This window comes from Paraglaciecola sp. G1-13, assembly GCF_055809255.1.
This window is the reverse complement of the sequence record NZ_CM147903.1, coordinates 1,250,570-1,264,811: the sequence shown is the minus strand read 5'-3', so window position 1 is coordinate 1,264,811 and position 14,242 is coordinate 1,250,570. Positions and strand designations below refer to the sequence as shown.

The following is a 14,242-nucleotide window of genomic DNA, read 5'->3' as shown; positions in this document are numbered from 1 at the left end:
CTTACCCCGAACGATTCAATAAAATTTCAGCGCTCATTGAAAAACGCCACATGGCTCTGCTGCCTGAATCTAGCCCTGTCACTTACTTTTTGAAAAGTGGAATAAAAAGCAGATTACCAGCCTGATTGTTGCGCTATGCCTTTGAGCCTATGGCGTTCATGGTTTATATTCTGTCGAATATTTATATCTCCAGCAGAAGCAGAGGTGGCATTCATCTTTACCAAGAATCTGTTTGGATAATGTTCGCCGTGCGTATTTGCGGGGCCGGTGCTTTTATTATCACTGCACTTGATCACTACACTCGATCACTACAATAGAAGAGACAACGAACACAGCTATTTCAAATATGGGCAATTGCTTTATTCTGCGTGGCAGCTATGCGAAAAATTGTCATTGTGCGCTAAGTGACTTTATTATGAGAGTAACGGTATGCCAAGAGCCAACCAAATGCCAAGAGACGCTAAGAGGCGCTAGCATTTGATAAAGTAGCCAGAGCGGAGGTCAGTGATCGACTGCTGTTAATCCTGTGTAATGAATATTGCATACCTGTGCCTGAACCCTCCAGGCTATAAACTAACAGAACAACATAAACTTAAAAAAGAGCTAAATATGACTCATGATCTAGCGGCGAACAAACAAAACGCCATTGATTTTTACCGCACGGCCTATTTAGGTGAGCCGGCCAAGGCCGTTGCACTTTACGTAGGCGACACGTACATACAACACAATCCAGCAGTGAAAGACGGTAAACAAGGTTTTATCGATTACTTCACTGAAATGGCTGAGGATTACCCTGTAAAAAGTATCGAATTTGTACGCGCTATTGCACAAGGGGATTTGGTCGCCCTGCACACTCACCAAACCTGGCCGGACAATATGCACTACATCACCATGGATTTTTTCCGTTTTGATGATGCAGGAAAAATCGTTGAGCATTGGGATTCAATACAAGAAATACCCAGTGATTCGAAAAACGGGAACACGATGTACTAACTGCGCGTAATGGGCACCATAGACAGTTCAATGTCTATTTGGAGCCCCTTGTGTCATATAAAGCATAAAAAGCGCAATAAATGCCAATCTTATTGTCGATAAACACCAACTTATTAGCGCAGTTATTAGCGCAGTGCCAGTATCACCCACTGAAAAACGTGAACGATGGTTAGCGGTGTGGATGCCGATAGAAGTAACGCCCTAATTCGCATTATTAAATGAGCGTGGCCAACGATTCTCACGTATTTAATGTCAACGCAAGGCACTTACCCAGCCTCTTTTATCTCACAAATACTGTTAACAAGTGGATATCGTCCACTAGCAATAGCCCCTCTGTGCTCAAGATAAATACCCTAGTGTAAATACATTGTTTTAATCGCATTCACTTGCTGACATAAGGCCAGCCATGGCTTAGCAGGCTTATTGAGTAATAGCTTACGCGCCTAATAAATAAAAATTAATGCATTGATTGAGATCACTTAATGTAGCGAGTATGATATAAAATTGTAAACAATTTACAATAAACATTATTAATATAAATGTGATTTTCTTAGCCGGAAATGAATCGTTACGTTACGCGTTGATGGTCTACGTCATTTGCCGAGCCTGTGTTTATTGATCATTAGGGACTCTTATTACTATGAACATACGTAAACCACTCTCCTTAGTCGCGCTTGGCGTCGTTATCGTTTTACAAAGCGCTTGTAGTCATAACAACGATGTAAATTCCCCCAAAAGCAACCCTGTAGCATTTAAAGATGTGTCTGAGTCAGTTGGCTTAATCACAGATGCAAACTGGAAATACGGCGGTCCAGCTGTGGTTGATTTGAACAATGACGGGCACTACGACTTTTTATTGACCAACCATGACACCACCCCAGTACAATTGTTTATGGGTGATAAAAACCATCATTTTAGCGAGGTGAAGGGTGTTTATGGCAAGGTGGATTTACATGGCGTGTCCGCCGGTGATTACGATGCTGACGGCGACAATGATATTTTATTGTCGCTCGGCGGCGGGAACGGTTTAACCCCGCAACCTCAGCGGTTATTGCGCAACGACAATGGCAAATTTACCGATGTAACCCAAGAAGCAGGCATATCTGAACTAGGCGCACGGGGCAGAAGCGTGCGCTGGGTAGACTTAGACAACGATGGCGACCTTGATTTTATGCAGGTTAACGCCACCAAAATGGTTGATGAAACCTCACCGCGAAACATCATTTTTGAAAATATAGGTAACGCTAAATTTCGGTATGTGAACAGCCCAGGTTTCGAAGATGTTGAAGCAGAGCGAGTGTTACTCACGGATTACAATAACGATAATGTAATGGACATCATTACATTCACCAGTTACGACAAATCCACTATTTGGCAAGGCAATGGCGATTTTACCTTTACCAATACCACCAGCAAAGTGTTTCCAGCGGGACATGAAGGTTACCCAGGTACCGTCACTGTCTCTCAGGCTGATATTGATAATGACGGCGACCTTGATTACTACTTTGCTAGGGGTAAGCTCTACTACACCATCGCCAATAACAGCATCAGTTTTGATAAAGCGCATCAGACGCTTGACCTTCGAGATGTCGGCAGTAAAAGTCACGATGGCTTAACCTTATACGCTGATGCTGACTTGGTGCTCAATGACTTTTATCACTTCCCTAGAGCCAAACTGCTGGATTTTATGCCAGTATATATCGGTGCCAACAAACAGCAAATTACCACGCCAACAGCTGATCAGACCGTGACACAAGAGCAAGCAATGGGCTTTCCTGATGAAGTCACTGAAACCGGTTGGTACATAGGTTACTTAGGTGACAACAAGTGGCGCGTAGAATGGATGCTCACCGATGATTTAGCCTGGGATGTGCGCGCGTCTTTCACCGGCATCACAGACTATGAAGCCAGCTGGACACCGCAAGAGTTAGGAGTGCCTGACGTACTACTACGCAACGACAACGGCGTATTTACCGATATTTCAAACGTCTTACCTGAGCAAGCCAAAAGCAATAACTGGGGAGTGACCACAGGTGATTTTGACAATGACGGAGACGCAGATTTCTTTGTTTACCGCTTTGGCGATTTAAAACGCCGAATCGCTGACGTGATGTTCATCAATAACGGCGATGGGCAGTTCAAAGCCATTGATAAGCAAGATGCCACCAGCGAAATAGGACTCAAATCTCACGGGGATTCAGGCGTAGCATTTGATTTCGACCTTGACGGAAAAATCGATATATTAAGCGGCGATGACGACAACGGGAAATGGCATTTATACAAAAACGTCACTCAAAATAATAATCATAACCACCTACTGGTAAATGTAGGCTATTCCGAAAATGGCGTCGACGCCTATGGCGCAAAAGTGTGGGTCACCACCAAAGGTGGCAAACAGTACAAGCTTATTGGCTCGAGCAACGCCAACCATTCACAAAGTTTATTGAACATTGCGCATTTCGGTTTAGGCAAGGATGACGTAGTAAACGACATTACAGTGCGCTGGCGAGATGGCACCACGCAAACCTTAAAAAACCAGAAAGTTAATCAGGTACTTACCCTAGGTAAGTCTCTTTAGCGGTATTGCATTTCGCTTGAGAATAGGCGGTAAAGTCAAGCATGGGCTTTGCCGTTAATTCATTCCCTTTTGCCTATCACCTCAAATACGGGTGCGTGCACGATTACAGGTATCAACATGAACAACGAGCAATTCAAAAAGTATCTTTCACTCAGCATCTTTGTTGTGCTGCTGCAATTTGGCTTAACCGCCTGCGGTGAGCCCAGCGAAAGCTTCTCCAATATAAGTGTCACTCCATCCTCCCCTGTTAACTTCGATTATGACGTAAATGGTAGTAAGACCAAGAAGTTAACCTTCGAAATTGACAACCCTGGGCAGTCGGCCAACATCTCTTTACTAGCGAATAATCAGGTGTTAATTGACAATCTCAATGTGCCGCAATTCGGCATACAAACCATCAATGTAGTGGTGCAATTTCAAGCGCTGGGCAAGACGAATTTACAATTCAGAACGATCAACTCGCCCGTTACGATAAAAATGCTCACAATAGAGGACGTCACGAATTTACCACTCCCCCACTTCAAGGATATTTCCGTTCAAGCAGGGTTAGATAAAGTAAGCTCGATTAAATACGGCGGGCCTTCTGTAGCTGATATAGACCAAGACGGCGATTACGATTTTATCGTTAATAACCACAACGCTGAAACCAGTAAAATTTACTGGAATAATGGTGATGGCACCGTTACAAAACACAAAAACGACCTATCCCGCTGGTTTATGCAAGACCTCCACGGCACCGCATTGGGTGACTATGATAACGACGGCGACCTTGATTTGCTGCTCAGCCGAGGTGGTGGCAATGGAACGAATCCATCGGTGTCTTACTTCTATCGTAACAACGACAGTAACTTTGTGCGTTATACGGGCGATGTCGGCATTGATCGTGGCGCGCGTGGTCGCGGTGCCAGATTTATCGATATGGATTTAGACGGCGATTTAGACCTTATGTTGGTTAACGAAACGGGGTTGGCTAATCAAACGCCTCAACACTTTTTTTATGAAAACGACGGCGAAGATGGCTTCACCTACAAGTCGGTTGCGGGTATCGAAGATGTGAGATCGTCGCGCACATTAGTCACCGACCTTAACGGCGATAATATCGATGACATCGTTATGTACGGGCCCCTCTCAGTGTGGCAAGGTAACGGCGACTTTACTTACACAGACATCAGCGACAGCATTCCAAATATTGTCCGTGAACTAAGCGGTGTGATGGCCATCACTGACATAGACATCGATGACGACGGTGACCTAGACTTATACTTGGCTCGCGGTAAGGAATTTGAGCATGGTAAGGGCGAATCTCCGTCGGTTGACTTTGACCCTATAGCTAGAACATTCTCTTTGAAAACCCGTGGTTATAAAGGAATCGATGAGTTTAGTTTCACCGCAAGCGGGCCGCTAAAATGGCACAACTATCACTTCTTAGGCCAAAATGGCTTTAGAGGTAAAGACTACCCAATCTATTTAGGAAAAAGCAAAGCCCCAATGAATGTGCCCTCTGGCGGCACGTTTGCATTTGATAAAACCATGGCCCAAGGCTGGCCAGACGATATATCCACCAATGGCGTGTATTTTGGACATATGGGCGACAACAAATGGCGCGCTGCCCTCGTCCGTAACGGCGATATATTCTGGTCTTATTTCTTCACCTTATCCGGCGTCGAAAAGGCCAAACCTCACTTCGAGCCCGAAAACCGTAATATTCAGGACGTGCTACTTGAAAACAAAGACGGGCAATTTGTCGACGTGTCCGACCAATGGAATATTCCCAAAGGTGGAAACGCCTTAGGTGTGACTACAGGCGACTTTAATAACGATGGCCATCAAGACTTGTTCGTTTATCGCTGGGGATTAGTGGAAAAGCGCATTTCAGATTTAATGCTGCTCAATACGGGTGGAGGCGCGTTTGAAACCGTCACCATGCATGGCGCCAGTGACTTGGGCGGCCCAGGGTTTGGCGATATGGGCCAAGCCTTTGATTTCGATTTAGATGGCAATTTAGACATACTCAGCGGCAGTGAATACGGTCAGTGGTATTTGTACAACAATCAACCCGTAAGCAAAAACCACTATGCGTTGGTCAGAGTCGGATATTCCCCAAACAAGCATATTGACGCCCTTGGGGCACACGTCACCGTACAGACGCCATCGACGACCTACAGCAAACGCATAGGCTCAGCAGGTGAAGTGTTTTCACAAAGTTTGCTTAACATCGCGCATTTCGGTTTGGGCAATGAGCAGATTATAAAACGCATTGAAGTGCGCTGGCGTAACGGCGAAACGGCAACATTCACCAACAAGCAAGCGGATAGAGTTTTCGATACTAACAAACTTGATGTTACTGCTCTGGCAATCAATACAGTGGATTTAGCACCACGCCAAGGGGACAAAATTCAACTAACCTCCGCCCTATCCCCTGTCAATGCGCGCCAAGACGTACAATGGCAGTCAAGTCATCCCGCCGTTGCTAATATCAGTTCAACAGGATTGCTAAGCGTAACGGGTAAAGCGGGCGAAACGACAACTATCACCGCCACCAGCCCAAATAAAAATGAGGTCTTTGACACGGCTAAGGTGACGATCTCTGATTGGTACAACAAACCGATCAAATCCCTCAAATTAATCACTACGAAAAAGAACGTAGTGGTTGGCAATAGCATAAAACTGATCGCCAAGCTGAGCCCTGTACACCCAGACAACGGCCAAATCACTTGGGTCAGTTCAGCGCCGAAAATAGCCTCCGTCGACAACCAAGGTAATTTACACGCATTAGCGCCAGGTAACGTCACTGTGACGGCAAAGGCCAATGCAAACTCAGGCATTCAAGATTCCCTACAGTTTATTATTGAACCCAATATTAAGCCGTTTGTGAAAATTGATAATTTAGCGCAATTAACCAGCCAGTCCATACATGCCGGCGACACCTTTGAGGTTAACGTTAATTACCACGCAGGAACGGGGCAAACCGTGATAGCGGCTGATGAAGGCGGACTTAGGGTGTGGCTGCGACACTTTAATAAACAATGGTTCCCCATTGAAGACAGAATAGAAACGGATAAATCCACACTGTACACAGGATCAGGCAGCTCAACCGCTACCCTATCAACTACAGGCTTAGTGCCCACTGATAAGCTACCTGAAGGTCAGTTTTATTCAATCGTGGTGAGCTTTACCAACAGCAACGGCAAAACATTTGAAGATAGTATCGAAGAGTTTATTCTAGTCGAGTGATACAGTCTAAGCCAGCAGCAGGGCTGTACTCGAAAGCCCTGCTAGAGTGGTTACCAAGCACTATGATACCCAAATGATGACTAAGCACTTCCCCGCGATAACTTATTGGTGAGTACATTTGAGCTAAATCAGATCTGCTTCTTCTTGTCGAAGCGTTAAAACTTCATAACCCGTTTGCGTCACCAAAATCGTGTGCTCCCATTGAGCAGACAGCTTTTTATCGGCAGTAATCACTGTCCAACCATCTTTTTTAGTCTTTGTTTTTGCCTTACCCTGATTAATCATCGGCTCAATGGTAAATGTCATCCCTGCTTGCAAACTCAGTCCTGTTCCTGCCTCTCCGAAGTGAAGAACTTGTGGATCTTCATGCATTTCTCGGCCTATGCCATGCCCACAAAACTCTCTGACAACAGAGTAACCATTGCTTTGTGCTACGGTTTGTATCGCAGCACCAATATCACCTAATGTTGCACCCGGCTTCACTTTTTTAATACCTGCCCACATGGCTTCGTAAGTGGTTTTGACAAGACGCTTGGCGAGTGGACTTGCGTCGCTCATGACATACATTTTGCTGGAGTCTGCAATAAAACCATTTTTCTCGAGAGTAATGTCTAAATTAACAATATCTCGCGACTTTAGCTTGTAGCTATCGCGCGGAACCCCATGACAAATGACTTCGTTTACGGAAGAATTTAATGCAAATTGATAACCGTATTGACCAACACTTGCAGGCCTTGCATTTAATGTATTACGAATGAAATTATCGACGTGATTATTGATCTCTAGCGTAGAGATCCCTTCTTGTACAAAGCCATCTAACATATGGAATACTTCAGCCAAGAGTTTTCCTGACGCTCGCATCAATTCAGTTTCTTTTGCCGTTTTAATGTTGACTTGCATACTATTTGACAACTTTTAAGGCAGTGTCAGCGTTGGCATTTTCCAGTTCTTTAACAATAAGTTCTGAGAACGTTAACGTGGGATTTAACTCCGCTAATCGCCCCATTTTTATCCAAAATTCAGCTTGCGCATTGATAGAACGAGACATGACTTGACAGCTTTTTCGCACTTCGTCGTGAACTTCGTCAGATATTTTTATAATTCCCATGACATACCATTTGCATATAAACCATATATGAATCGTATACCTTAGTATTTTGTTTTGCAAAATAATATAGCTGTTCGTTAATTGCAAAAGACATGATTTGCACTGTGTTTGTCAGCAGAGCGTACCCTTTACAAATGACAGAAAGTAGATACAAAGTGAATTTAAGGACACTATAACAACCAGGTTTCACCGAGACTATTGGGGGATTGTCACTGTAACTGACGTAAACCTGAACGACCTTGTACATGACTATTAAAAGGCGTCAGGCATTCAGTCATCTTTTTACTTTTAATTTACTATGCTTTCACCAAAGCGTTACCGCATTAGGCGCTCAATCAGCGACTATGAGGTGCTATCACAGCCTGATATCAACTCTGGTCAATTTAAAAATTAGAATTGAGTCAGGCATATGCCACACATTTATCAAACATACTTACTTAAACGCACTTATTTAAACGCATCGATTTAACGCATTTATTTGATTACGAGTACTGGGCAGTTCGCTTTTTTAACGATCGCGCCGGCAACATTATCATGCAAAAAATGAGACATGCCGGTTCTTCCGTGGCTGGCGATAACCACCATACCAATATCACCGCTGTTGGTTTCAGCCAAGATTTCATCGACCGCATCTCCGTGTCGGATAATCGTCTCAATCTTTAAACTCGTATCTAACTGACTTAATAAATCATGCATTTTAGTTGCGGCAGCATCTTCCATATTCTTAGCTAATTCAGAGGGAGTGATCGTAAGGATCATGTAATTCTCATTTCCTAAAGGCTGCTCAATGACATGCAAAATACGGATACCCACTCGATATAAATTTGCCATTTCAACGACGTACTGCAAAGCATGTGACGAAGTATCGGAAAAATCCGTAGGCCATAAAATAGCGCGTGATCGCATATTACTCTCCTAGACAATGTAAAGGGTGTTGGTGGAATAACGCTACGAGCCTCATCCGAACAGACTCGCCTTTATCGCAAAGACTTAAGTATAGTCAGCGCCCAATGACAATTTAGTGACCAGAATCAATTCAACCACAATCTAAATACCCCTTTCGTTGAATCGGTTGGTTTACATTCAAATAGAACTAACACTAGGTTACTTTGCGGACGCTGAATTTAGCGTATGCAACGTCAAGCTGATTGGATAATGATCAGAAGAGTGAATATTCGTATGCACGTGAGCGTTCACAACCTCTAATCCGCGAAAATAGATATGGTCAAGGTGCTGAAACAAATGATTGAACCTTGGCTTACGATCCATCATCACTTCGTCTAACGAAAACGATTTAGCTAACTGATTAAAGTAACGTAATCTTTTGCCATTCCACGTGTTGAAGTCACCCGCTAACAATATGGGTCCATCATGATTTTCCAGCATGTGGAATACTTGGTGCAAGTGCATACTGAACTTATCAAAAGAGACAAAATTAATAAGGTGGGAGTTTACTACGAGTAGCGACTGCCCTAATTTAGGCAATGGATAGACCGTTGCTAACAACATTTTTTTTGTTTGAGAAACAGGTTCGCTAGGCTTCGATACCGAAAAGTAATGTTGCTGCGCCGCAACAGTCGATCCCGTCTTAACGCCCGTTTCAACATTCGTTTTCACGTTTTTGAAACTACGCGCCATCATCCACTGATGCTGTAGCGACTTTTTGAAGTCGACATCATAAGGTGAATTTAATACCGCTTCTTGTAAAAGGATTAAATCTTTGTCACTAGAAAGAGATTTGAAATCTTCTAACCAGCCCTTTTTTTTGCATTTGAACACATTCCACAGCAAAAGCTCAATGTTCGGCCCCATAACTGGGTTGGGTGCATGCCCCATTATTTTCACAGACTCCAATGGGCTAAAACGACTCTTAAGCATGACTTTATCGGCCTCTAGCAAACAAGATTATAGAAAGATCTGGTGCCCAATAACTCTATCAAAGATAGGGTGAAAATAACCGGAACAAATTGTTACGAGTCTTCTTATAAAAGGGTAGATTGCTAATTTCCTGCTGTGTAACCGGTAGCGAGTTTTGTTTTTTAGAAAGAAAAAACGCTCTCAATTTGGCATTAAGTTGCCTATCAAAACACTCTAAGTTAATTTCAAAATTGAATTCCAAACTTCTGGCATCCCAGTTAGTCGAGCCGACAAATGACCAAATGTCGTCGATAACAACAATTTTACTGTGGTCAAATGGCCTATTATTTTTATACATTTTTATACCGTGCTTAATTATGCGCGAGAAATTTGCTTCCATCACCCAATCCACAAAAGGAATGTTGCTGTGTCTAGGCACGATTATCTCCACTGATACACCACGTAGGGCCGCAGCGTGTAAAGACGTCATTAGGGTTTGGTCTGGTATAAAATAAGGGGTCATAATTTTCACACTTGTTTGAGCGCAAACGAGTGCGTTAATCAAAGTCCAACGTATTTTATTGTGGTCTTCATCGGGACCATCTTGAATGGCTCGAGCAATAACCGATTTATTACTTGTTTTGGTCATCGTGTTTTGTACGAACGAAGGAAATTCAATTAATTCACCGGTCGCAAAAAACCAATCTTCTACAAATACCTGACTAATTTGATCTATCACCGGACCGGTTACTTTAAAGTGGATATCATCAATCGGGTGTTCTGCCGATTTAACCTCATTATTTTTACTTATATTCATTCCACCGACATAGGCTACGTCACCATCCACACAAAGTATTTTTCGATGATTCCGTAAGTTAATAAAGCGAATAGTCGTAAGCGAAATGGCAGGTAAAAAACGAGCCGTTTTCACCCCGAGCTTCTTTAAGGCTCGGTCTGATTTATGCCAGCTGTATCCAATGCCTACACCGTCCAATAATACGTTTACGATGACCCCTCTTTGATGCGCATCGGACAGGGCATCTACAAATTGTCGTCCAAGTGAGTCGCAGTCAAATATGTAACTCGATAAAACGATATAGCGATGAGCCGCATGAATAGATTGGAGCATTTCTGGGTAAGCCATATCACCGTTAACCAATGGCTCAACACTATTATCTGAAACGTAGTTAACAGGATGAATGGTATGCCCCGCAATGACTGCCGGATGCCAGTGCGCCGGAATATGAGATATTTTATTGGGTTGTTCTGGGGCGCGAAAATCCTGCTTAAGTGTTTGAGGGTGTTTTTTCTGCGCTGAGCGCTTAATACGATTTATCCCAAACAGCCAATAAAATAGACTGCCTATAACGGGCGAAAAAATCACTAATCCAATCCACGCTAACGATGTACGTTCATTTTCTTTGAACATAAGTACATGTAACGATGACATAATGGACAAGCCAATATGCAAAACAACTATGATGGTTACCCAATGGATGTAAACCCATTGGGTCCATTGTTCAACTATTTGCATAAAACCCTACTCAAATAATGCTTATGTAAATCAATTTCGGAAATCTAAGTGCTGACAGAATATTACACCATAGCGACAACCTATTTAACGGATACATTTGGCCCAAATTTTATATTTTTGACCATTTTGCTAACGTCGGCGGTTTCTATTGGTTACTTCATATTGATGAGCTACATCATTACAAACATGGATAAACGATACTTTATCCGCAGAAAAAACAAAGATAAAAATGCTGTTATCATCCCTAACCGAACGCCGAGCAAAAGCAGCTTAATATTCATCATTGAAATGGTAAAAGTTCTCTTTGGGATAGCTTTACTAGTGTGTGGGATTATTATGTTAGTTTTGCCCGGTCAAGGCTTAATAACCATGTTGATAGGGTTAAGCCTGATACCCTTCCCAGGTAAAAACAAACTCGAACAGAATCTACTATCAAGACAGTCGGTGAGATCTTCCTTGAATTGGATCCGAGCTAAGGCGAATAAAGAACCCTTTATTTTCGATTGAATGCCCGTCCAATGTTCGAATAGAACAAAAGCATAAAATGGTTGTGGTTAACGTTTTTGACTCAGGTAAGGGAGACCACAGTGCAGCAAAAATACTCAGCAAAGGCTAACATTGCTTAGCTGGTTGACTTTATGGCTACAGGGCATTTGATTAGTGTCATGAACCACATATGGCTCTTGAGAGTGTTTTGAAATGAATAAAGGGTCCCCACTGAGCCTTTGACTGCGGCGAAGCAAGTGTGAATATTTTGAAGAGGAGTAGCTTGCTTAATACAGACTTAGCACGCTATTTGTTTAGAGTGCCAAAGGGTCTAAAACTGGCTTTAAAGCTCCAAATAAAAAAGGGCAAGGTGAGCATCACACCTGCAACGACCATCATGACACCAGCATAAGGGCCGTCAATGGTTTCAGGTAAAACGCCTTGCTGATGAAACTGCTGCCGCAACCCCGTCAACATAACAAGCACGCCTAATACGTCCATTGCAATTAACACAACTAATAAGTTCGAGTGATAACGCACCTTCACTGTTTGTTTTTTCAGATTAGGCTTATCGTTGTTTGCAACGCTAGGAAGAGGGAATAATGACGCCATGAATTCTCACAAAAGTATTTATATTACTATTTAACAATTATGTAACAGTTGACCTCTGTTTTCTGCAATAAGTTCACTCTTGCGTATGAAAAGGCTGAATGTACGGTAAAAACCTTACCCTAGCGTGTAATACTCTGCGAGCAACTGGTTGAACAGTTATAATGACGCGCTTCTTTCGCGTTAACTCAGCAACAAAGGCCTGAATACCTTTTCCCACATGTTTTGGTAACGTCCCTTATGCCAACCAATATGCCCTATTCTTTTGTGACCAACATCTTTAGGCGCGACAGTGTGTCGGGTGATATTTGCAGCGCTGAACTGATCATGCAACATATCGATATTCTTCAAAGACATCATTTCATCATCACTGAACGCAATTGCGCAAATAGGTAAGCTCACATTGGCGAAGCGCTCCTTAAGCCACAGCCCTTCGTTCTCAACCGCATACCCCTCTTTGAGGCACCAACGTCGCCATTGCATCATTACGCCCTTGGGCAGGTTGCACATGATGTTTAGCTTATCCCCAGGGAAGTAGCCCAAAGTCGGCACTGTCAGTGGCACTAGAAAATACCATAAGAACCACGCAACACGCTTAGTGGGGGGCGAATTGTACCACCACGTTCCTGTGCCAGTACCAACTGTAATCGCCCGGCTGATCGGGCCAGTGTTAGGCATCATGCCCAGCATGTGACCGCCTACACTGTGACCAATCCAAATACACTCGAGACCGCTGAAGTGCCTCTCAACAAAATTAAGTACTGCGGGACAATCATTATTCGCCCACCCTAACAAGTCACTATTGCAATGCTTTACATGGCGGTCAATAGACGAACCAATGCCATCATAATCAAATGTCACAACATGAAAGCCTAAGCTGGTTAGCCATATCGCGAAATCCTGATAAAGATGCTGCGCTACGCCCGTCGCGGCCGCAACCACGCAAATACCTTTTACAGGTTTTAGCTGACTCTTAAAAACTTTCAGCACCACCGAATGACCAGCACCTGTAACGATGACATGCTCAATGCTTGACCCGCTAGATGAAGCTTCATCCGTGATGGAAGACTCGTTTCTGCTATTCAATTCGGCCGCTATATCACTAGATGTTGCAACACCTGCTAAAGATTGCGTTGAATTATTCATGACTAGCCTCTTGGTTGTTGATTGAGTCAATGCGTTTAGGTTCTGATGCTCAATAACCAGATAAGAGCACTATTTATTTCGTATGTAAAATAATTTATTTCTAACATTAAATAAAAGGGTTTTAGATTACTGAATAACGAGCAAAAATAGACCAAAGCGTTGCGTTATAAATATTTATTTCGTACATTAAATAAATAGATAATGAAAATGATACACAATGAAAAAGCAACTTAAGATATTTCACTTGCTGCAGTTAGCGCATGGTGCGCTTTTTAAAGCCGCGGATAAAAAACTCAAAAGCGAGCTGCACGTCAGCACGACTCAATTAGCTGTGCTTTTCACATTATCTAAACAGGATAACGCGCCGATCACAGCCATCGCTGATTCGCTCAACATGAGCTACTCCAGCTTATCAGGCGTGATTGACAGAATGACCAAAGCAGCACTGGTTACCCGCCAACAGGGGACAACTGATGCTAGGGTACAAAATGTTATCTTATTGGCCAAAGGACGTGATCTTGCACAGCGCTCCGCTTCAAAGGTACGCAATATAAATCATGCCCTGCTGGAACATTTCACCTTAGATGAGCAAGAAACCATTGCGCGATTTCTAATGCACGTCACGCAAAATGCAGAAAACATAGTCAGTGAAAAAGAACCGTTTTAGTGACTTGCATCAACCCAACCCCATTGTCGG

At 43.2% G+C, this 14,242-nt stretch carries 11 protein-coding genes; 4 read left to right on the top strand and 7 right to left on the bottom strand.

Going from position 1 to position 14,242, the window contains the following annotated elements:
- Positions 1 to 609 precede the first annotated feature (609 nt).
- From AC0L6N_RS05310 to AC0L6N_RS05300, 3 genes are all read left to right on the top strand, one after another.
- Complete coding sequence (locus AC0L6N_RS05310; protein WP_011574315.1) at positions 610 to 993, top strand: nuclear transport factor 2 family protein; 384 nt, start codon at positions 610 to 612, stop codon at positions 991 to 993.
- A 640-nt stretch (positions 994 to 1,633) separates the two neighbouring features.
- Entirely contained in the window at positions 1,634 to 3,571 is a 1,938-nt protein-coding gene (locus AC0L6N_RS05305; RefSeq protein WP_473479555.1) for a CRTAC1 family protein, read from the top strand.
- A 117-nt stretch (positions 3,572 to 3,688) separates the two neighbouring features.
- The gene (locus tag AC0L6N_RS05300; RefSeq protein WP_473479552.1) at positions 3,689 to 6,805 is read left to right on the top strand and encodes an FG-GAP-like repeat-containing protein; all 3,117 of its coding nucleotides are present in this window, start codon (positions 3,689 to 3,691) and stop codon (positions 6,803 to 6,805) included.
- A gap of 123 nt (positions 6,806 to 6,928) precedes the next feature.
- Here AC0L6N_RS05300 and map read toward each other — a convergent pair whose 3' ends face one another.
- The 7 genes from map to AC0L6N_RS05265 all read right to left on the bottom strand — a co-directional run bounded on the left by map (position 6,929) and on the right by AC0L6N_RS05265 (position 13,545).
- Positions 6,929 to 7,705 (bottom strand): type I methionyl aminopeptidase, encoded by a 777-nt coding sequence (map, locus tag AC0L6N_RS05295; RefSeq protein WP_473479549.1) that lies wholly within the window; start codon positions 7,703 to 7,705, stop codon positions 6,929 to 6,931.
- Between the two features lies 1 nt (position 7,706).
- Positions 7,707 to 7,913 (bottom strand): ParD-like family protein, encoded by a 207-nt coding sequence (locus tag AC0L6N_RS05290; RefSeq protein ID WP_011574309.1) that lies wholly within the window; start codon positions 7,911 to 7,913, stop codon positions 7,707 to 7,709.
- Positions 7,914 to 8,387: 474 nt separating this feature from the next.
- Entirely contained in the window at positions 8,388 to 8,819 is a 432-nt protein-coding gene (locus AC0L6N_RS05285; protein WP_473479544.1) for a universal stress protein, read from the bottom strand.
- A gap of 198 nt (positions 8,820 to 9,017) precedes the next feature.
- The gene (locus AC0L6N_RS05280; protein WP_473479541.1) at positions 9,018 to 9,791 is read right to left on the bottom strand and encodes an endonuclease/exonuclease/phosphatase family protein; all 774 of its coding nucleotides are present in this window, start codon (positions 9,789 to 9,791) and stop codon (positions 9,018 to 9,020) included.
- 58 nt (positions 9,792 to 9,849) lie between these two features.
- A complete protein-coding gene (cls, locus tag AC0L6N_RS05275; RefSeq protein WP_473479539.1) occupies positions 9,850 to 11,304 on the bottom strand; it encodes a cardiolipin synthase in 1,455 nt (484 codons plus the stop codon).
- A 792-nt stretch (positions 11,305 to 12,096) separates the two neighbouring features.
- Positions 12,097 to 12,402, bottom strand: coding sequence for a hypothetical protein (locus AC0L6N_RS05270; protein ID WP_473479537.1), 306 nt, complete (start codon positions 12,400 to 12,402; stop codon positions 12,097 to 12,099).
- A gap of 180 nt (positions 12,403 to 12,582) precedes the next feature.
- Positions 12,583 to 13,545 carry an alpha/beta hydrolase family protein gene (locus AC0L6N_RS05265; protein ID WP_473479535.1) on the bottom strand — a complete coding sequence of 321 codons (963 nt, stop codon included), beginning with the start codon at positions 13,543 to 13,545 and terminating at the stop codon, positions 12,583 to 12,585.
- A 217-nt stretch (positions 13,546 to 13,762) separates the two neighbouring features.
- On the opposite strand from AC0L6N_RS05265, the gene AC0L6N_RS05260 reads away from it, so the two are divergent.
- The gene (locus AC0L6N_RS05260) at positions 13,763 to 14,212 is read left to right on the top strand and encodes a MarR family winged helix-turn-helix transcriptional regulator (RefSeq protein ID WP_011574302.1); all 450 of its coding nucleotides are present in this window, start codon (positions 13,763 to 13,765) and stop codon (positions 14,210 to 14,212) included.
- Positions 14,213 to 14,242 lie beyond the last annotated feature (30 nt).